We start from the raw sequence: 19948 nt of genomic DNA on the forward strand, positions 1-19948 counted from the left end.
GACGATGAAAATCCTTTTGAGTAATGATGACGGTGTTCGCGCCCCCGGCTTAGCTGCACTGTATAAGGCTTTGGTGCGAGTTGCTGAGGTGGTCGTGATCGCACCTGACCGCAACTGTTCAGGCGCGAGTAACTCGTTGACGTTGCATAATCCGTTGCGGGTCGAACAGCTTGAAAATGGTTTTTTCTCGGTCAATGGAACGCCGACTGATTGTGTGCATATTGGCACTAATTCGCCGTTAGGTGATCAACCCGATTTAGTTGTGTCGGGTATTAATGATGCGCCCAATATGGGTGATGATGTTATTTATTCGGGGACTGTTGCAGCAGCGACGGAAGGGCGATTTGTCGGCTTGCCGGCGATTGCGGTATCGATGGCCGAACATGGTCATGATTACTATGAAACTGCGGCACAAGTTGTTGCGGATTTAATAGAGCGATTACAAAAACAACCGTTGCGTTCGGACTTTGTGTTGAATGTGAATGTCCCGTATTTGCCCTATGAGCAACTTAAAGGGTGGAAAACCACGCGCTTAGGTCGTCGCCACCGCGCCGAAAATATGGTGCGTGGCAGTGACCCGTGGGGCCGAGAAATCTTCTGGTATGGTCCTGTTGGCCCGGAGCGCGATGACGGCCCCGGGACGGATTTCGCAGCAGTCCGTGATGGCTATGTGTCAATTACACCGCTAACCGTTGATATGACAGCGCGTGATGATCAAGAACAAGTTCAGGAGTGGTTAAATAAACCTTTATGATAGTCAGTAATTTCCAAGGCGTTGCGCGTAAACTCGCGCAAAAATTACAAAGTGTCGGAATCAGCAATGAAGCCGTTTTAAATGCAATTGCGACCACGCCGCGTCACGAGTTTATGCCGGAATCACTCGCCCACCAAGCCTATGACAATACCGCTTTACCAATTGGTAAAGGACAAACCATTTCGCAACCGTATATGGTTGCGAAAATGACGGAACTGGTGCTGGAAACAACGCCGCAGTCGGTGTTGGAAATTGGTACTGGATCCGGTTACCAAACTTCGATTCTGGCACAATTGGTAACTAAGGTTTATTCGGTGGAGCGCATTAGCTCTCTGCAATATCAAGCACAGCGCCGATTGAAACGCCTCGATTTACATAATGTGCAATTGCGCCACGGTGACGGTTGGCAAGGTTGGCCGAGTAAAGCGCCATTTGATGCGATTTTAGTGACTGCGGCCGCGGAACGAATTCCAGAAAAGTTACTCGAACAACTCAATCCAGCTGGTGGACGATTAATTATTCCGGTCGGCGGGCAGTCGCAAGAACTGCTTGTGGTCGAACGCCAGGGCGAAGATTATCAACAAAAAAGTGAGGGAACAGTGAAGTTTGTACCATTAATTCAGGGAGATTTAGCGTGAAGGTATTTACCGCGCTATACGACAAAGCATTAGTTTGGGCACAGCATCGTCGCGCACCATCCATTTTAGCTGGGGTTAGCTTTGCCGAATCGGTCATTTTCCCGATTCCGGTTGACGTGATGTTGGCTCCAATGGCAATTGCTCAGCCCGAGAAAGCGTTTCGTTTCGCGTTATTAACATCCATTTTCTCCGTTCTCGGTGGCATTGCCGGTTATTTCCTCGGCATGCTGGCCTTCGAACCACTGGTGCTGCCAGCGCTTGAGTATTTTGGTTATCAAGACAGCTTTGTCCTTGCGCAAAACTGGTTTGCCGAGTGGGGTTTCTGGGTCATATTTTTAGCAGGCTTCTCGCCTATACCCTATAAGGTCTTTACCGTGACCGCGGGGGTTTTAGCGATCGCCTTTTTACCTTTCGTGATTGCTTCCATTATTGGCCGCAGCATGCGGTTCTTTTTAGTTGCTTGGCTGATGCGTTGGGGTGGGCCGATTATGGAGAAACACTTACGCCAACATCTCGACACCATAGGTTGGGCTATTGTTGCGTTAGCTGTTATTGTTTACCTCATAGTTCGCTAACTCATCACTGACAGGAGTCCAAGTGCAGCGACGACCAGGTATGTTCATCATGACCAAGCCCACACACGTTTATGCGCAACGCGTGTGGGCTAAGTTCGTGGTTGTGATTGCACTTGTCTTCACTCTCGGTGGTTGCTCGAGCACCACGACACCGGCTCCTGTCGACCACGTTTATCGTGGTTTTAGCGTTCACGATTATGAAAAAGCGTCATTACACGGGGATACCCATCAAGTTCAGCGCGGTGAAACACTTTACTCCATTGCGTTTCGAGCGAATATGGATTTACGCGAGCTAGCCCGTCTCAACAATCTACAAGACCCCTATACGATCTTTGTTGGACAAACTTTACGTTTGCGTGATTCTGCTGCGCATACGCGACAAAACGTGGCACGCAGCAATACCACCAATGAAAATAACAATAATCAGTCAAATGTTATAGTAAACCCTATTGCCACAACTTCGCAGAGCGAGTATGGTGGTAACGTAAACCAACAAAAAACAGTGCCAAAACAGGAAGCTAGTCGGCCAACAACGGTCGCTACTGCGCCGCCGGTTGCAACGACGACTGGGACTAGCTCACCAACTCAAGGCACGGCAGCACAGACGGCAGCGCAGACGACAACGCAAACGACATCGCGACCGTCGGCACCACCGCAACGTCAGCAGACGAATGCGGAGATTCGTTGGCAATGGCCGACCCAAGCTCAGTTGGTGCGGCGTTTTTCGAATCAAGCTGGCGGCAATGGCATGGAGTTTGCCGGTCGCCGGGGTGAGCCAGTGCTTGCCGCAGCAGCGGGACGTGTGGTTTACGTAGGTACTGCACTGCGAGGTTATGGACAGTTAATCATTTTGAAACATAGTGATGATTATATAACCGCATACGGTCACAATGATCAGATTCTCGTCCAAGAGCAACAGTGGGTGGAGTCTGGTCAGCAAATTGCAACCATGGGTAGCAGTGGTAGGGAAGATGTACGATTGCGCTTTGAACTGCGTTTTCGAGGTAACTCAGTCAATCCAGAGAATTACTTACCGAAAAAATAGTCAATCGCAGCCGTTTTTAGGGGTGGAGCATGCGAGAAGAAGCAGAGAACGAGCAGGACAACGAAGCGGATGACCTAGAGTTTTCAGGCGATGTCGCGGTTGATGAAGGCCGCGAAGAAATCGATGCAGAGCTCGAAGAGGCATTAGCGAATAGTTCTAAATATCAACGTAAGTTAGATGCCACACAACTGTATCTCAATGAGATAGGGTTCTCACCATTGTTAACCGCCGAAGAAGAAGTATTTTTCTCGCGCAAGGCATTGCAAGGCGACATGAAAGCGCGCCAACGCATGATCGAAAGTAATTTACGTCTGGTTGTCAAAATTGCACGACGTTATCAAAACCGTGGTTTAGCGCTGCTCGATTTAATTGAAGAGGGCAACCTTGGTTTAATTAGAGCTGTTGAGAAATTCGACCCCGAGCGAGGTTTCCGATTCTCAACGTACGCTACTTGGTGGATTCGACAAACGATTGAACGTGCCATCATGAATCAAACGCGAACGATTCGTTTACCGATTCATGTGGTTAAAGAATTGAATATCTACTTGCGCGCAGCTCGCGAATTAGCGCAGAGCCTCGAGCATGAGCCGACCGCTGAAGACATTGCGCGTAGTTTGCAATGTCCGGTAGAAGATGTCACCAAAATGCTGCGTTTGAATGAGCGCATTGCGTCGGTTGACACACCTCTATCTGGTGAAGGCGAGAAAGGTCTACTCGATATAATTGCCGATGAGAGTGAGCTCGGGCCAGAAGGCATTCTTGAAGACGATGACCTGCGTGAGCGTTTGTTACTTTGGTTGGATAACTTAAGCGCGAAACAAAAAGAAGTCTTAGCTCGTCGTTTTGGTTTACTGGGTTACGAACCTGCAACACTTGAAGATGTCGGGCGTGAAATTGGTTTAACCCGCGAGCGTGTGCGTCAAATTCAAGTTGAAGCGTTACGTCGGCTGCGTGACATCATGAGTCAACAAGGGCTGTCAAACGAATCTATTTTCTCAGACGACTAGCACCTGAAGGTGCTAGTCTCATTTCTGTAATTTCTTCAATTCATACAGCAACGCCAAAGCTTGTTTTGGGCTAACTTCGTCTGGATCAATGGCCGCTAAATGCAGCCACAAAGGGTGCTGTTCGGTGTCGATTGGTAATTGTAAGCCCAATTGCTGTTCACCACGACTTGAGGGTGATGCAGTCTGCTGCGGCAGACCCGTTGCGTCGTTCTCGCTTTGCTTATAGCGTGTTTCGAGTTCTGCTAGGTAGTGCTTAGCTCGACTTAAAACTCGCTCCGGAACACCCGCTAAACGAGCCACTTGAATACCAAAGCTACGACTCGCTGCACCCGCTTTTAGATGATACAAGAACGCAACTTGGTCATTGGTCTCGGTAGCATCAACGTGACGATTACAGGTTGCTGGCAGCTGGTCGGCAAGGCTGGTTAATTCGAAATAGTGAGTGGCAAAGAGCGTCATTGCCCCAATGTCATTTAAGGCCTCGGCACAAGCCCATGCGAGCGATAAACCATCGTAAGTTGACGTCCCGCGACCTATTTCGTCCATCAGCACTAACGAATGACGTGAAGCATTATGTAGGATGTTCGCAGTTTCGGTCATTTCAACCATAAAGGTCGAACGTCCGGAAGCTAGTTCGTCGGCGGCGCCAATGCGGGTGAAGATCCGATCAACTAAGCCGATGTCAGCGCTTTGCGCCGGTACATAGCAGCCGGTGTGCGCGAGCAGGACTATCAGCGCGGTTTGCCGCATGTAGGTTGATTTACCGCCCATATTTGGACCGGTAATTATCTGTAAACGCTGAGCGTCTGTGAATTCAGTATCGTTGGCGATAAACGGCTGGCTAATGACAGCTTCGACCACTGGGTGGCGGCCTTGTTGAATCGATAAACCTTCACCGTCATGAAAGCTCGGACGGGTGTAATTGAGAGTCACTGCACGTTCGGCAAAGCAACAGAAAACATCGAGGCGAGCAAGCTGTGCAGCAGTCTCCTGCAAGCTGGCTATCTGCTCACGTAAGCGCTCAAGAATGTCTTGGTACAGCTCTTTTTCTAATGCCAGAGCTCGGCTCTGGCTTTGCAGGACCAAGTCTTCAAAGGTTTTTAATTCAGGAATGATATAACGTTCAGCGTTCTTCAGTGTTTGCCGACGTTGATATTCGGGCGGAACTTTGTCTGCAGCGAGTCGACTCAATTCAATGTAATAGCCGTGAACTTTATTAAAGCCTATTTTAAGATTACTGATACCAGTGCGTTCACGCTCGCGTTGCTCGAGATCGTCAAGTTGTTGGGTACCGCCGGCGCTAAGTTCGCGAAAACGATCAAGCTCTTCATGGTAACCGGAGCGAATCACACCACCATCACGGATTAATACCGGAGGCTGGTCGACAATTGCGGTTGTTAGAAGAGTCGCAAGATTATCAAAACACTCGAATGCGGCAAAGTTGGTCACCAAGCCGTCTTGCTGGAGATAGTCATTGATCTGCGGCAGCATTGTCAGGGCTTGGCGTAAACGAGTTAAATCACGCGGTCGTGCGCTACCTAAGGCAACCCGTGCAAGGATGCGTTCCATGTCACCGATGTCCTGCAAGAGCGGCTGTAAATTTAACCAGGCACCGGTTTCGATCAGGGCCGAAACTTTATTTAAGCGGTCGTTAACCCGTGCATGGCTGCGTAATGGACGATGGAGCCAACGCTGCAATAATCGGGCGCCCATTGGTGTTTTGGTGCGGTCTAACACGGCGATAAGCGTGTGGGTTTTACCGCCTTGTAAGTTTTGACTTATTTCAAGGTTCTTGCGGCTAATCGCATCGAGTTGAATCGCCTCACTACGTTGCTCCTGTCGTAGCGCACGTAAGTGCGGCAAGCTTGCGCGTTGGGTATCTTTAATATATTGCAGCACGCAGCCGGCCGCAGCGATGCCAAGATGTTCTGCAGCGATTCCGAAGCCTTGTAGGTCTTGCGTTTGGAATTGTCGGCAGAGTAATTCAAAGGCACTATCATGGCTAAATTCCCAGTCGGGTCGACGACGGGTTTTGCTGCCATGGGGTGCGAATTCGCTGACAGATAATGATTCTGGATGAAGTAGTTCAGCCGGTTGCAAGCGTTCTAGCTCGCTGCGTAACGCGTCGTTATGTTCAACTTCCGTGATGGTAAAACGACCACTGGCAATATCGACAATGGCCAAGCCCCAACGCGTGCGCTCACCGGCTACGACCGCAACTAAGAGATTTTCCCGAGCCGGTTCAAGTAGGGCTTCGTCAGTGACTGTGCCAGGCGTAATAATACGGACGACTTGACGTTCCACCGGACCCTTGCTCGTTGCCGGATCGCCGATTTGTTCACAAATTGCGACAGACTCGCCGAGTTTGATTAGGCGCGCGAGGTAGCCTTCGACCGCATGGTAGGGTACGCCGGCCATGGGGATCGGCCGACCGGCCGATTGACCACGTTGGGTCAGGGTAATGTCGAGTAGATCAGCGGCTCGCTCAGCGTCGTCGTAGAAGAGCTCATAGAAATCGCCCATGCGATAAAACAGCAAAATGTCTGGATGCTGTGCTTTGATCGCTAAGTACTGTTGCATCATAGGTGTATGCGAAGTTGCTGAATCTGCCATGAGTCCCTGTTATTATTTTGTCGATACGTGAATAATGCTTGAGCTAGTATGTACTTTGTCAGGTCATCGCTCAATGAAAGATGCGCTTGCCGACATAAAACCAAGTACCAACTGTTCGTGTTTTCCGGTGTGTGCCTTGTTACCCGAGCGAAGCACATCAGGTGCATACGCTATGATCACGTTTTCACAGCAAAAATCCAAGCCTAAATCGTAAAGGATCGTTTATGACTGCACAAAAAATCCCCGCAATTACCGATTCAGTGGCAAAACTTGCTGAACAACTCCAGGCCAAGGACTGGTTATTGGCCACAGCAGAGTCCTGTACTGGCGGCGGGGTTGCATGTGCATGTACCGATCGGCCGGGTAGTTCCGCTTGGTTTCAGGGCAGCGTGGTTAGTTATAGTAATCAAGTCAAGACCGATGTGCTTGGCGTCGCCGATGTTGTATTGGAGCAACACGGCGCGGTTTCTGTTGAGTGCGCTCAAGCCATGGCGCGCGGCGCACAACTGCTGTTACAAACGGCAGTGGCGGTGAGTACAACCGGTGTTGCTGGCCCAGATGGGGGAACACGAGCAAAGCCGGTCGGCATGGTGTGTTTTGGGTTTGCCATTGGCAAAAAGTTATACAGTGATATCCAGTACTTTAATGGTGATCGCCAACAGATTCGCGCCCAAGCTTGTGCCCATGCATTAGCTAAGTTGTCGTTTTATCTGTCTGAAAAATAAGTAGTTATTAAAATATTTAAGAAAGTTTTGTAAGAAATCGCCAAATCGGCTTGATACTGTATAGATAACCAGTATACTTGTTAGCAATTAGGTTAGTTTCCAATCGAACAGTTTTGCAAGAATAGCGGAGCGATAAATATGAACGAGAACAAACAAAAAGCGCTGGCTGCTGCGCTCGGTCAGATCGAACGGCAGTTTGGTAAAGGTGCGATTATGCGTTTAGGCGATAATCGAGCCATGGATATCGAAGCGATTTCAACCGGTTCATTAAGTTTAGATATCGCTCTTGGTATTGGCGGTCTTCCTTGCGGACGTGTGATTGAAATTTACGGTCCAGAATCAAGCGGTAAAACCACCTTAACGTTGCAAGTTATCGCCGAAGCGCAGAAGCAAGGGAAGACTTGTGCGTTCGTTGATGCGGAACACGCTCTCGATCCAGTCTATGCGGAGAAATTAGGGGTTAAGGTTGACGAGTTATTAGTGTCGCAACCAGATACGGGTGAACAAGCCTTAGAAATCTGTGACATGTTGGTTCGTTCCGCCGCCGTTGATGTGATTATCGTTGACTCGGTTGCCGCATTAACGCCGAAAGCCGAAATTGAAGGTGAAATGGGTGACTCGCACATGGGCTTGCAAGCACGCCTAATGTCACAGGCATTGCGCAAGCTAACCGCCAACATTAAAAAATCAAACACCATGTGTATTTTCATTAACCAGATTCGGATGAAAATCGGTGTCATGTTTGGTAACCCAGAAACAACGACCGGTGGTAATGCACTGAAATTCTATGCGTCTGTACGTTTAGACATTCGCCGGACAGGTTCGCTAAAAGAAGGCGATGAGGTTGTTGGTAACGAAACGCGTGTGAAAGTCGTGAAGAACAAAGTTGCACCGCCGTTTAAAGAAGCTAACTTCCAGATCATGTACGGTGCTGGGATTTCTAAAGAAGGCGAACTGATCGATTTAGGTGTGAAGCACAAACTGATTGATAAAGCCGGTGCTTGGTATAGCTATAAAGGCGATAAAATTGGTCAAGGCAAAGCAAACTCAATGAAATTCTTGGCAGATAATCCAAAGATTGCCAATGAAGTTGAGAAGCAACTACGCGACATGTTGTTACTGAAGCCAACCATTGCAGCTGATGACCCAGCGCTTGCAGAAACTCCGGAAGCACTCGAAGATTAAAGCGTGTTTTAGTTGGCAGGTATATTCGTGAACACTGTTGCCGACATAATTCCAGAACGATGATTCAAACCCCCATTGTTGCGAGCCAATAATGGGGGTTTTTCCTGCTAGTTTGTTGTGTGTGAATATGGCATGATTTCAGCTCAATTAACGTTGTGCTTGGAATGGATAACAGTACATGTCGATGGTTCAAAATTTACAGTTGCAAAAATTACGTTTCTCTCGTTTAACAACAACCCAAAGTACTTGGTTCATTCCAATTGCTTTTATTGTTGCCCTGATCTTTGTGGTTGCCTGCAGCCCACGAGATACTTCGGCTCCGTCCGGTTCAGCAGGTAGTCCTACCGCTGCTACTTTAACTAAAATCTATGACGCTTACTTTCAAGCCAACTTAGAGCTAAATCCGTTACAAGCAACGCTGATGGGACAAGGGCAACAACACGACCGTTTGCCGGATGTCTATAGTGAAGAACATAGGTACCGCCAGCGGATGTTGGAAGAAGAGTACTTAGCTGCAGTCGAACGAATCGATCCTGCGCAGCTGAGTGAGTCCGATTACCTGACCTATCAATTATTTCGACGGGATCGCCGCGTCGCTCTTGAACAAATGCAATTTCCTGAGCATTTAATCCCGATGAATCAATTCTATAATGCGCCAAGTCAATTGGCAGTGCTAGGCTCGGGAACCGGCGCTCAGCCATTTGGTCAGTTGGAGCATTATGCCCAATGGGAGCGGCGGATGCGGCAAATACCGCAATTTTTCGCTGGTATAGAGCGCAATATGCGCCAAGGTATCGAGCAAGATGTTGTGCTGCCTGCGGTTGTTGTCCAACGCTTAATTGACCAAGTTCGAACCCATGCCATTGCAACAGAAGATTATCAGTCGAGCATTTTTTGGCAGCCGTTATTGCTATTACCGGAGACGCTTGAAGCGTCGCGAACCGAGTTATCCGCTAGCTATCAAGCGGCGTTGCAGGAAGCGGTGTTACCTGCTTATAGGGCACTTGCCGATTTTCTTGAATTTGAGTATTTACCGGCCGCGCGAACCGATGAATTTGGGATCGGCACTCTTCCCAACGGGAAAGCATGGTATGAATTTGCTGTACGTTTCCATACCACGACAAATTTAACCGCTGACGAGATTCACGCCATTGGCCTCTCCGAAGTTGCACGTTTGCACGATGCTATCGGCACAGTGATGGATGAAGTTGATTTTACCGGAACGTTGGCCGAGTTTTTCGCTTTCACGCGCGATGATCCACAGTTTCATTATGCGACACGAGAAGAAATGTTAGCGGATTACCGAGCGTTTGCAGCCGCGGTTGAAGAACGAACCGAGCGATTATTTTTCGCTGAACGTTTACCAAGAGCAGGATATGAAATTCGCAAAGTGGAAGAGTTTCGTGAGCGCAGCGCAAGTTCAGGTAGCTATTCAGTTCCTTCAGAAGACGGCAGTCGCCCCGGTATTTTCTATCTCAATACCTATGACTTACCGGCACGACCGACGTGGGCGAAAGGCGCGTTGACTTTGCATGAGGCGATTCCAGGTCATCATTATCAACTCGCGTTACAACGGGAAATGGAACACCTGCCGCCATTTCGGCGTTACGGCGTGGAAACTGCTTTCAATGAAGGCTGGGGCTTGTATGCTGAGTCACTGGGTGACGAGCTAGGTGTTTACGAGTCCTATGACCGCTACGGGCAGTATATTGCTGAGTTATGGCGGGCAATTCGGTTAGTCGTCGACACGGGTATTCATGCTTATGGTTGGTCGCGTCAGGACGTCTTGGACTATATGTATGCTAATGCACCGGTGCAGGAAGCACGAGCGGTTTCCGAAGCCGAGCGCTTCATGGCGCTGCCCGGACAAGCATTGGCTTATAAAATCGGACAGTTGCACATTCAAGGTCTGCGAGATAAGGCGGAAGCCGCACTCGGTGATGATTTCGATGTCCGCGAGTTTCATTGGCAAGTGCTCCGTCACGGGGCATTACCACTCGAATTATTAAGCCAACAAATCGATGCATGGGTGTTATCTGAGGGAGGTGATGGCAATGGCGACAAATAATAAGCTCAAGGTCGGCCTAGCTCTAGGTTCCGGTGCTGCACGCGGCTGGGCGCATATTGGCGTGATTCGGGCGTTGGAAGATATGGGGATCGAGATTCAAATAGTCACGGGCACCTCCATTGGTTCTCTCGTCGGTGGGGCATACGCTGCTGGAAAACTCGATGAATTAGAAAAATGGGTGCGCGGCATGGACCGCTGGGCAGTGTTCAATCTACTCGACTTTGGTTTATCGAGCGGTGGCATGGTCGGCGGCGAAAAAGTCTTTAACCACGCCCGTGAACGCTTTGGAGCGCTTGAAATAAGTACGCTTGAACGCCGTTACGCCGCAATTGCGACGGACTTGTATACGGGTAAAGAAATTTGGCTAAAGAAAGGCGATCTGTTTTCTGTTGCGCGAGCGAGTTGTGCAATGCCGGGTTTGTTAGCGCCTAAATCCTATGACGGTCGCTGGCTCGTTGACGGCGCCCTAGTTAACCCTGTTCCAGTCTCATTGGCACGGGCACTCGAAGCCGACTTTGTTATCGCGGTGCATTTAAATTCGCAGGTTCATGTCGATGATCATGCACCAGCGGCTTCTCAAGCACCGCAAAGTGATAGCGATAAGACGGCGAAGCAGGCAAAAGCCTCGAGCGACAGTAAAAAAGTTGACGATGAGCAAAATGGTTTTCAAAGCTTTTTAGCGCGTAGTTCGCAATTTATGGCGGAAGTTCGGCAAAAATTCACGCGGGAGCCGAAGTCCCCAAGCATGCTTGGCGTCATGGCGGGTTCGATTGATATCATGCAAGAGCGGATAACCAAGGCTCGAATGGCTGGGGATCCGCCAGATATTTTATTACAACCTAAACTCGGTGATATTGGCTTACTTGAATTTGACCATGGCAGCGAAGCGATTGATATCGGCTATGAGACGACAATTCGTTTAAAGGATTTAATTCTGGACGAATTACGGATCATGAAGAAACGTCGTAATGGCGGTCCGACTCGATAGGCACTGTTTGCACTTAAATTAAATTGGCAGAAATGCGAGTTTGCGGTTTATTTTTACAGCGAATAGCAAAGGGGGACAACCAAGTTTCAATCCTAGGTTGTCCCCCTTTTTAATTGCAAGACTTGCAATGACTGCTAATAGAGCAGCTTAACCTTTTTGCTCGGCTGTAGCTGGCGTCTCAGCATGTTCCTTCATTTCAACTTCCATGTCGTCAAAGGTTTTTTGCACAGCAGCTTCAGGATCTTGGGTCAGCTTACTGACAATCAGAATCGCCAGTGTTGACAGAATTACGCCTGGTACCATTTCGTATAAATGCGCGCTGAGCGGCGCACCGTTGATTGGTACGTAAATCCAGAACAACACGGTGACAGCCCCGACAACCATACCGGCTAAGGCGCCCCAGCGATTCATATATTTCCAATACAAGCTAAGGATAATCAGTGGTCCAAATGCAGCACCGAAGCCAGCCCAAGCATTACCGACCAGGCCAAGAATGGTGTCGCGCGGAACCCATGAAAGGGCAATGGCGATGAGGGCAACGATTAACACTGATAAACGACCCGCTAATACTTGTACTTTGTCGGACGCGTCTTTGTGCAAGAAACTCTTATAGAAGTCCTGAGTTAGCGCACTTGACGTCACCAGCAATTGCGACGAAATCGTACTCATAATTGCTGCGAGAATGGCGGCTAAGAGGAAACCACCAACGAGTGGGTGGAAGAGAATCTGCGATAAGACAATGAAAATCGTCTCAGCATTAGCGAGCGAGCCATCAGCAGACATATAGACATTGCCGGTCAGTGCGCCACCGTACACTTGCACATACGCAGCGCCCGCGATACCGGTGAGCATGGCACCAATAATCGCGACAATCATCCACGTCATACCAATTCGACGCGCGACTTTAAAGTCACGAACCGATTTAATCGCCATAAAACGCACAATGATATGCGGTTGACCGAAATAACCTAAGCCCCATGCGAGTAACGAAACGACACCAAGGAATGTCGCGCCGTAGAATGGGTTTAGCATGCCCGGGTTTAAATCACGAACTTGGGTCACCACTTCACTGCTGCCACCGAGTACCGAGAAGGCTACCAGAGGTACCATCACCAAAGCGATGAACATGATACAACCCTGCACAAAGTCGGTCATGCTGACCGCCAAAAAGCCACCAATGAGCGTGTATGCGACAACCACACCGGCGGTTAACAGTAACCCGTAGTGGTAGTCCATACCAAAGGCATTTTCGAACAGTGTGCCACCGGCGACTAAACCGGACGATGTATATAGTGTGAAGAAGATGATAATAACGATCGCGGAAACTAAACGCAGAACACGTGAGTTATCGTTGAAGCGGTTTTCAAAGAAGTCGGGAATGGTGATCGAGTCTTTTGCCATGTAGGTATACATACGCAGTCTTGGAGCCACAACGCGGTAATTGACATAGGCACCAGCGACTAAACCAATGGCAATCCAAACCTCGGAGAAGCCGGCGACAAAGAATGCGCCTGGTAACCCCATCAGCATCCATCCACTCATGTCGGATGCACCCGCAGACAGAGCGGTGACGCCCGGCCCAAGGCGGCGACCACCGAGCATGTAATCGGATAAATCACTGGTTGACTTGTAGTAGCCATAGACGCCAATCCCTAGCATGGCGATGAAATAAATGGCGAGAGAAATCAGGGTTCCTGTTTCCAAAATGATACTCCTATTGTTTGGCGTTCTTATTATGGTTATCGCTAAAGTTAGTATGTGGAGCTCAGAAGGTTTAGCAAGCGAATTGCGACAAAACTTTTGCTAAACAGCCCGAACAACGTTTTTTAAATCCTCAACACAGTCTCACAAACTGCAACACGCTAACAAAATCGAGCAGGGTTCTCAAGCTGAGGTGCACGTCTGGTATAGTTTTCACTCAACTATTTGCGCTGCAACTCTGACATCAACATCAGCTCGGTATACTGTTCTTTCGGTGCTGTAAATACGTCCTGAACATCCCCATGTTCGATGACTTGGCCATCTTTCATAATCATCACTTCGTCAGCGAGATGCCGAACGATTTCTGGGCTTTGCGAGATAAAGATATAGGACATTTTAAGATCACGTTGGAGATCCAGTAACAGATTAATAATCTGAGCCCGTACCGACGAATCAAGCGTTGCGAGTGCCTCGTCAGCAACCAATAATTTTGGCTGCAAAATGATTGCACGGGCGATACTTGCCCGTTGTTTTTGTCCTGTTGACATCATATGCGGGTAAAACACCATGTGCTCAGCAAGTAAACCGACTTGGTGTAAGGTTTTCATAATCCGCTCATGGCGTTGACGGGCATTGAGCTTGGTATTAAACAGGAGAGGCTCTTCGAGTTGCCGACCTAGCGTCAAATGTGGATTTAAGGACGCATCAGCGTCTTGAAAAATCATCCGAATCACTTGGGCGCGCTGCCGATAATTGCCAGCTTCTAGTTCTTCTCCGGCGAAAACTAAACGACCGGAAGTCGGCGCAACGGCGCCGCTGATGAGCGCCGCTAAAGTCGATTTACCAGAACCATTAGTACCCATGACGGCCAAGGTTTGGCCTTCATTGACGGTAAAACTGACATCATCGAGGGCGACTGTGGTTTGCTGTTGAAAGAGGCCGGTGCGGCTGTGGTAAACCTTGCGCAAGGATTCGACCACTAATAATGGCTTCATCTTAATCCTCCAGGTTCACTGGGTGATGGCACGCGTACATGCGGTCACGGAGCTTCAATGTCTTCGGTGTCTTAATGCATTCCGGTTTAGCATAGGGACAACGTGGTCCCAAGCGGCAACCAATCGGCAGATGCTGCAGAGTAGGCTCAACCCCTGGGAGCGTTGGTAACTTGGTGCGTGGCTGTGACTCCGCTTGCCGATAGAGCGAAGTATTCAACAACGCTTCAGTATAAGGATGATAGGGTTTTTGTAAGAGCGGTTCCGCAGGACCGGTTTCCATTAACTGACCACTGTAGATCATCGAGATACGTTCGGTTTGCGGCATGATAGCGCCAAGATCCTGGCTGATCATCAGCATCGACATGCCATAGCGAGCATGAAACTGTGCCAGCAGGCGATAAATTTGTTGGCGCGTTGCGGGCTCCATGGTTGACGTCGGTTCGTCTGCAATCAAGAGCTTTGGCCGATGGGCAATCGCACTAGCAATCATGATTTTCTGTGCCGCACCTTCGGACAGTTCATGCGCATAGGATTGCATCATGGCTTTGTGGTTTTTAATCCCAACCCGATGAAGCAAAGAAATAACGCGCTCTTTACGCTGTTTTGAGCGTTGCCACCAGCTCCCATCAAGGTCACGATCAAGTACGGCTTCACTGAGTTGCTCGCCGATGGTTAAATTCGGGTCGAGATAACTCTTGGCATCCTGAAATATCATCGCAATGTCGACACCGATAATGTCTCGTCGTTCTGCAGCGCTGAGGCTTAAAAGATCTTTACCTTCAAACCAGACTCGATCGGCAGTGACGTCCCAGCGTTCACTTAAAAAGCCCATAATCGCGCGGGCAATTAGGCTTTTGCCTGAGCCAGATTCGCCGACTAAGGTGTGAATTTCGCCTTCGTGAATCTGCAAATTAACCTTATCAAGAACATTAACGGTGCCGATATTTGTTTTGGTTCGGATGGTCAAATTGCGAATATCCAAGAGCATAGTTATTGCTCCAACTGTTTTTGGATGGCTTGGCGCAACGTTTCACCGACTAAGTTCACGCTGACCAGCGTAATAAATAATGCTAAGCCGGGTAGTGCCATGACCCAAGGTGTCACGTAAGCGACTTCTAGGCTTTGCGCTAGCATCGAGCCCCATTCCGGCGTTGGTGCTTGAGCGCCGAGGCGCAGAAAGCCGAGCGCGGCGATGTCAAAAATCGCAACGGACAAACCAATAGTAAATTGAATAACGAGCACGCGAACGATGTTAGGGAAAAAGACCATCGTCAATAAATAGTAGTCGGATACGCCATTTAACCGGCTAGCGGTGACATAGGGTTTGCGCCGTTCGTCATGAATGGCGTTGCGGGTTACGTGCAAAAATTGAGGAATCATTACAAGGCCAATAGCAAGTAACGCATTGCCTAGCCCCGGGCCAGTTAAAGCAATAATGACGAGGGCGAGTAACAGTGACGGAATTGACATTAAAACATCGAGTAAATGCTTCAGCGTTGAGCTTTTCACCCCAACCGTCATTGCTGCGATAGCACCTAATGTTACCCCAATCAGAGCAGAAATGATCACCACGAGTAAGGGTAAAGCAAAGCTATAGCGCGCACCGTAAATGAGGCGCGTAATCATGTCACGACCGAGCTCGTCGGTTCCTAAAAGAAATCGGACATCGCCATTCACTGACCAAGCTGGCGGCAATGAGATTGCGTCGATAAACTGCTGATTCGGTCCATAAGGGGTTAGCAATGGACCGAATAAGCTAATAAAGACAATGAATATGAGAATATACAAGGCCCCAATGGCAAACGCATTGCGTCGAAACTCAAGCCAAACGCGTTGCAGCGGTGAGGGCATTCGCTCTTCGTAATATAAATTAGGGCGCGGCATAAAGGTCTTTCCTGACTTGCGGGTAGCGCCACGCATGAAACAGATTGAGCAGAACATGCGTGACTAAGATTAAGCTACCAATAATTAAGAGTCCGCCCTGAATGACCGGGTAGTCGCGTTCGTAAATACTGCGTACAAGCCAATTGCCAATACCTGGCCAAGAAAATATAACTTCCAAAATAAAGGTATTGGCAATGAGCAAGCTGATCAGGTTGCTGAGTTGACGAATAACTTGTTGCATGGCATTCGGTAGGGCGTGTGACCAGAGCACACGACGGGTCGACATGCCCTTGGCGTATGACGAAACAATATAGTTTTTGTTCAAGACATCGAGCATGCTATTTCGTGTGAGTCGTATCAGTAGCATCATCGGCATAATGGCTAAGACAGTAACCGGTAGAATCATATGCATGAACGCGCTGTAATAGGCAGCTTGCGGATTTGCTGGTTGCGCTAGCGCAATATCAATGAGAATCGAACCAGTGACGGCAGGGATGTCAAAGAGAGGGTTAATCTGGCCGGCAATGGGTGTCAGTCCCCATTGCACCGCGACCAGAAGAATGGCGAGCTGGGCAAACCAGAAAACTGGAATTGAATAACCGGAAATGCTCATGCCGAGAATGGTATTGTCCACTGACCGGCCTGGTTTCAAAGCCGCAAGAACGCCAAAAGCGACGCCCGGAAACCATGCGACCAATAGCGCTAAGAGCATAATCTCGAGGCTCGCGCCAAAACGAACAATCAATTGCTCGAATACAGGTGCCCCGTCTAACAGTGAGCGCCCCCAGTCACCGGCAAAAAGATGGCGCAAATAGGCAATATATTGCCCAAAATAGCCACCATCAAAACCGCGTGCAGTAGCAATGGTGGCATAACTTGGATCATCAGGAAAAATGCCGCTGCTATTGGTGACTGCGGAGCCAGCAAACCAATAACTTAAACAGAATGTGAATAAACTGAGTGCTAGTAAGGTAAAAAACAGCAGGGTGATTTGCCGCAGCAGGTAACGTGTCATGGCCGTAGCTCCTGCGTGTCACGATGTTTGACTCGACGCAGCTCGATGCCACCAAATGGAGCGAGTTGCAAGCCTTCTATATCAGCCTGACTGGCTTGGAAACGCACAGAATGAGCAATCGGCAGTAACGGCACTTCAATAGCGAGGTATTCTTGTGCCTGTTGATAAAAGTTCTGCCGCGTTGGCATGAGTTCGGTGCGAATTGCAGCATTAAGAAGGTCATCAAACAACGGGTCGCACCATTGGGCGCGATTATTGCCAGATTCTTTAGCGCGACAACTTAGTAACGGCCGAAAGAAGTTATCTGGGTCAGCGTGATCAGCGGACCAACCAATAAGAACACTGTCGTGCAATCCTTCGGCTAAACGACGACGAAATGTGCTCCACTCATAGCTGACGATATTCGCACGAACGCCAATTCGGGCGAGATCGGATTGCATGCGTTCTGCCATCAGACGGGCATTTGGGTTGTAGCCACGTTGCACCGGAATGGCCCAGATATCCATGCTAAACCCATCGGCTAAATCGGCTTCCGCTAAGAGTTCGCGAGCTCGCTCCGGGTCAAAACGATACGCGTCCGGAATCGGGTGATGGGCCCACGAGGTGTTTGGCAGAATTGAGTCCGCCCGCACAGCATGTTCAAAATAGACGGCTCTTAATAAAGCATCCCGGTCAATTGCATGGGCGAGTGCTTGGCGCACTCTCGGGTCGTCAAAAGGTGGCCGTTCGGTATTGAATGCCCAAAACGCAGTATTTGGACTAACGGTGGCTTGTAATTCTATACTTTCTTTTTGGCGAAGCCATTCGACATCGCGCGCTGGTGGATAGGGAGAAATATCGCAGTCTTGGGTGAGTAACATGAGCATGCGCTTATGGTCGCTCTGGGTAATGCGAAACACAATTTGTTCGCTTGCTGCCAATTCACGCCAGTAGTTTGGATGTCGGTGATAACGCACCAGTACGTCTTTACGAAAATCGCTAAATTGAAATGGGCCAGTACCAATGGGACGTTGATCGATGAGCTCGGGCGTCCCGGCTGCAAGCAATTGATGGCCGTATTCTGCAGATAGAATGATGGCAAAATCAGAGGCTAGATTTGCCAAAAAAGAACTGTCTTGCTGTTTAAGGCGAATTTCGACGGTGTGTTCGTCGAGAGCCTTCATCGAGTCAATCAATTCGGTAATGCCACTGGCCGTGAAAAATGGATAACCGCGCCCTGAAACCGAGTGAAATGGGTGACTAGGGTCGAACCAGCGACGAAAACTAAAAACGACATCATTGGCGTTCAATGGCCGCGAAGGCTGAAACCAGTCGGTTGTATGAAACTGCACATCGTCGCGCAGATAAAAGGTATAGCGAAGTCCGTGTTCGTCGATGGACCAGCGTTCAGCCAGCGCAGGTTGATAGTTATTTTCTTTATGACTGTACTCGATGAGGCGATCGTAAAGTTGTGCCGCCGTCATGTCTAACGTGGTGCCGGAAGTGACGAGTTGTGGATTAAAAGACTCCGGGTTACCTTCGGCACAATACAATACCCCTAAGGTTGCTTCTTGCTCCGACTGTGGCGCACAGGCAATCAGTACGGGCAGGCAGAGCGCCGCCGTGCATGTCTTTATCAGCGAACGTTTAGTCGTCGCCATTAGTGCCCTCGAGTAATTGATACTTTTTTAAATAACCACGCAACTGATGATAGGTCAGCTGCAAAAACTCAGCGGTTTTCTTCTGATTAAACTGACAGTGTTGCAGCGCTTGCTGAATTAAGTCGATTTCAAAATCTTGGCTGACCTGCTTAAAGTCGACCGATTGTTGAAGATGAATCGCAAAGCCTGGTGATTGAGTTTGTTGGCGGCTCGTTACTGTCATTGTAGCAGGATCTGCGCAGTTAACTTCTGGCTGGGCGCTAACATCGGCCACAGATGGCGACGTGTCCTTATTCGCATGGCCATGAGCAGCCTTAGAACTTACCGGTCGCCAAGGGCTGCTAAATGGATTCAAGATAATATCATGCAAGGGCAAATGCGCGCTGTTATGGCGATATAAGCTGCGTTCGACCACATTTTTAAGTTCGCGGACATTGCCAGGCCAGTGATAGCTCATTAATGTTTCTTTGGCTTTATTGGTAAAGCCGGCAAAGCACTCAAGTTCTAGTTCGCGGGCCATTTGAATAGCAAAGTGCTCGGCAAGTAATAAGATGTCTTCTTGGCGCTCTCGTAAAGGGGGCAGTGTAATGACATCAAAGGCAAGCCGGTCGAGAAGATCAGCACGGAATCGATTTTCTGCTGCTAATGTTGGTAAATCTTCGTTGGTCGCAGCGATTAAACGGACATCGACTTTTACCGGCCGCGTACCACCCACACGCTCAAACTCACCATATTCTATAACCCGCAGGAGCTTTTCTTGGACAAGAGCAGAGGTAGTAGCCAGTTCGTCGAGAAACAGCGAACCTTTGTCCGCACGTTCGAAACGGCCTTCGTGGCGTTTGCTGGCGCCGGTAAAGGAACCAGACTCATGACCAAAAAGTTCGCTATCGAGTAAATTGTCGTTGAGCGCGGCACAATTGAGCTTTAAGTACGGCTGCTCCCAGCGTGAGGAGAGATAATGTAATCGTGCGGCAATCAGTTCTTTACCAGTTCCACGCTCGCCAATAATTAACACCGGTTTATTTAACGGTGCGGCACGTGAGACTTGCTCAAGAACTTCAAGGAAGCTATTGGCTTGACCGATGAGGTTTTCGTTGTCACGAAACCTAGACATA

At 49.1% G+C, this 19948-nt stretch carries 17 protein-coding genes; 9 read left to right on the plus strand and 8 right to left on the minus strand.

The features are described from left to right. The first annotated feature begins 4 nt into the window (after positions 1–4). The 5 genes from surE to rpoS are packed head-to-tail and all read left to right on the plus strand — an operon-like array spanning position 5 to position 4019. On the plus strand, positions 5–754 hold the full coding sequence (surE, locus tag CWE06_RS01520) for a 5'/3'-nucleotidase SurE (protein ID WP_126790543.1): 750 nt from the start codon (positions 5–7) through the stop codon (positions 752–754). Further along, on the plus strand, positions 751–1392 hold the full coding sequence (locus CWE06_RS01525) for a protein-L-isoaspartate(D-aspartate) O-methyltransferase (RefSeq protein ID WP_126790544.1): 642 nt from the start codon (positions 751–753) through the stop codon (positions 1390–1392). The genes surE and CWE06_RS01525 overlap by 4 nt, the downstream gene beginning before the upstream one ends. Beyond that, positions 1389–1967 carry a YqaA family protein gene (locus CWE06_RS01530; protein ID WP_126790545.1) on the plus strand — a complete coding sequence of 193 codons (579 nt, stop codon included), beginning with the start codon at positions 1389–1391 and terminating at the stop codon, positions 1965–1967. The genes CWE06_RS01525 and CWE06_RS01530 overlap by 4 nt, the downstream gene beginning before the upstream one ends. 49 nt (positions 1968–2016) lie before the next feature. After that, the gene (locus CWE06_RS01535; protein WP_241972439.1) at positions 2017–3012 is read left to right on the plus strand and encodes a peptidoglycan DD-metalloendopeptidase family protein; all 996 of its coding nucleotides are present in this window, start codon (positions 2017–2019) and stop codon (positions 3010–3012) included. Positions 3013–3041: 29 nt separating this feature from the next. Then, on the plus strand, positions 3042–4019 hold the full coding sequence (gene rpoS / locus CWE06_RS01540) for an RNA polymerase sigma factor RpoS (RefSeq protein WP_126790546.1): 978 nt from the start codon (positions 3042–3044) through the stop codon (positions 4017–4019). Between the two features lie 18 nt (positions 4020–4037). Here the strand turns inward: rpoS and mutS are convergent, their stop codons facing one another. Further along, positions 4038–6632 (minus strand): DNA mismatch repair protein MutS, encoded by a 2595-nt coding sequence (gene mutS, locus CWE06_RS01545; protein WP_126790547.1) that lies wholly within the window; start codon positions 6630–6632, stop codon positions 4038–4040. A 224-nt stretch (positions 6633–6856) separates the two neighbouring features. Between mutS and CWE06_RS01550 the strand changes: the two genes are divergently transcribed. The 4 genes from CWE06_RS01550 (at position 6857) to rssA (ending at position 11598) form a co-directional block, all read left to right on the plus strand. Next, positions 6857–7357 carry a CinA family protein gene (locus CWE06_RS01550; RefSeq protein ID WP_126790548.1) on the plus strand — a complete coding sequence of 167 codons (501 nt, stop codon included), beginning with the start codon at positions 6857–6859 and terminating at the stop codon, positions 7355–7357. A gap of 138 nt (positions 7358–7495) precedes the next feature. Continuing rightward, on the plus strand, positions 7496–8542 hold the full coding sequence (recA, locus tag CWE06_RS01555) for a recombinase RecA (protein WP_126790549.1): 1047 nt from the start codon (positions 7496–7498) through the stop codon (positions 8540–8542). Between the two features lie 178 nt (positions 8543–8720). Next, entirely contained in the window at positions 8721–10610 is a 1890-nt protein-coding gene (locus CWE06_RS01560) for a DUF885 domain-containing protein (RefSeq protein WP_241972440.1), read from the plus strand. Then, entirely contained in the window at positions 10597–11598 is a 1002-nt protein-coding gene (gene rssA, locus CWE06_RS01565) for a patatin-like phospholipase RssA (protein WP_126790550.1), read from the plus strand. The genes CWE06_RS01560 and rssA overlap by 14 nt, the downstream gene beginning before the upstream one ends. Before the next feature lie 147 nt (positions 11599–11745). On the opposite strand, the gene putP is transcribed toward rssA, so the two are convergent. The 7 genes from putP to pspF form a co-directional block, all read right to left on the minus strand. Then, positions 11746–13302 carry a sodium/proline symporter PutP gene (gene putP / locus CWE06_RS01570; protein ID WP_126790551.1) on the minus strand — a complete coding sequence of 519 codons (1557 nt, stop codon included), beginning with the start codon at positions 13300–13302 and terminating at the stop codon, positions 11746–11748. Positions 13303–13520: 218 nt separating this feature from the next. After that, positions 13521–14294, minus strand: coding sequence for an ATP-binding cassette domain-containing protein (locus CWE06_RS01575; protein ID WP_126790552.1), 774 nt, complete (start codon positions 14292–14294; stop codon positions 13521–13523). Between the two features lies 1 nt (position 14295). Further along, on the minus strand, positions 14296–15282 hold the full coding sequence (locus tag CWE06_RS01580; RefSeq protein ID WP_126790553.1) for an oligopeptide/dipeptide ABC transporter ATP-binding protein: 987 nt from the start codon (positions 15280–15282) through the stop codon (positions 14296–14298). 2 nt (positions 15283–15284) lie between these two features. Next, a complete protein-coding gene (locus tag CWE06_RS01585) occupies positions 15285–16178 on the minus strand; it encodes an ABC transporter permease subunit (RefSeq protein ID WP_126790554.1) in 894 nt (297 codons plus the stop codon). Beyond that, on the minus strand, positions 16165–17193 hold the full coding sequence (locus CWE06_RS01590) for an ABC transporter permease (protein ID WP_126790555.1): 1029 nt from the start codon (positions 17191–17193) through the stop codon (positions 16165–16167). The genes CWE06_RS01585 and CWE06_RS01590 overlap by 14 nt, the downstream gene beginning before the upstream one ends. Then, positions 17190–18833 carry an ABC transporter substrate-binding protein gene (locus CWE06_RS01595; RefSeq protein WP_126790556.1) on the minus strand — a complete coding sequence of 548 codons (1644 nt, stop codon included), beginning with the start codon at positions 18831–18833 and terminating at the stop codon, positions 17190–17192. Before CWE06_RS01595 ends, CWE06_RS01590 begins: the two co-directional genes overlap by 4 nt. Continuing rightward, positions 18820–19947: a phage shock protein operon transcriptional activator gene (pspF, locus tag CWE06_RS01600; protein WP_126790557.1), complete on the minus strand. Its 1128-nt coding sequence runs from the start codon at positions 19945–19947 to the stop codon at positions 18820–18822. The genes CWE06_RS01595 and pspF overlap by 14 nt, the downstream gene beginning before the upstream one ends. Position 19948 lies beyond the last annotated feature (1 nt).

The organism is Aliidiomarina haloalkalitolerans, assembly GCF_003987315.1.
In the GTDB taxonomy this organism is placed as follows: domain Bacteria; phylum Pseudomonadota; class Gammaproteobacteria; order Enterobacterales; family Alteromonadaceae; genus Aliidiomarina; species Aliidiomarina haloalkalitolerans.

Excerpts from the sequence above, each read along its gene's own strand:
- surE (WP_126790543.1), top strand. The coding sequence starts at position 5 with ATGAAAATCCTTTTGAGTAATGATGACGGTGTTCGCGCCCCCGGCTTA.
- CWE06_RS01525 (WP_126790544.1), top strand. The coding sequence starts at position 751 with ATGATAGTCAGTAATTTCCAAGGCGTTGCGCGTAAACTCGCGCAAAAA.
- CWE06_RS01535 (WP_241972439.1), top strand. The coding sequence starts at position 2,017 with ATGACCAAGCCCACACACGTTTATGCGCAACGCGTGTGGGCTAAGTTC.
- rpoS (WP_126790546.1), top strand. The coding sequence starts at position 3,042 with ATGCGAGAAGAAGCAGAGAACGAGCAGGACAACGAAGCGGATGACCTA.
- mutS (WP_126790547.1), bottom strand. The coding sequence starts at position 6,632 with ATGGCAGATTCAGCAACTTCGCATACACCTATGATGCAACAGTACTTA.
- CWE06_RS01550 (WP_126790548.1), top strand. The coding sequence starts at position 6,857 with ATGACTGCACAAAAAATCCCCGCAATTACCGATTCAGTGGCAAAACTT.
- recA (WP_126790549.1), top strand. The coding sequence starts at position 7,496 with ATGAACGAGAACAAACAAAAAGCGCTGGCTGCTGCGCTCGGTCAGATC.
- CWE06_RS01560 (WP_241972440.1), top strand. The coding sequence starts at position 8,721 with ATGTCGATGGTTCAAAATTTACAGTTGCAAAAATTACGTTTCTCTCGT.
- rssA (WP_126790550.1), top strand. The coding sequence starts at position 10,597 with ATGGCGACAAATAATAAGCTCAAGGTCGGCCTAGCTCTAGGTTCCGGT.
- CWE06_RS01575 (WP_126790552.1), bottom strand. The coding sequence starts at position 14,294 with ATGAAGCCATTATTAGTGGTCGAATCCTTGCGCAAGGTTTACCACAGC.
- CWE06_RS01580 (WP_126790553.1), bottom strand. The coding sequence starts at position 15,282 with ATGCTCTTGGATATTCGCAATTTGACCATCCGAACCAAAACAAATATC.
- CWE06_RS01585 (WP_126790554.1), bottom strand. The coding sequence starts at position 16,178 with ATGCCGCGCCCTAATTTATATTACGAAGAGCGAATGCCCTCACCGCTG.
- CWE06_RS01590 (WP_126790555.1), bottom strand. The coding sequence starts at position 17,193 with ATGACACGTTACCTGCTGCGGCAAATCACCCTGCTGTTTTTTACCTTA.
- CWE06_RS01595 (WP_126790556.1), bottom strand. The coding sequence starts at position 18,833 with ATGGCGACGACTAAACGTTCGCTGATAAAGACATGCACGGCGGCGCTC.
- pspF (WP_126790557.1), bottom strand. The coding sequence starts at position 19,947 with ATGTCTAGGTTTCGTGACAACGAAAACCTCATCGGTCAAGCCAATAGC.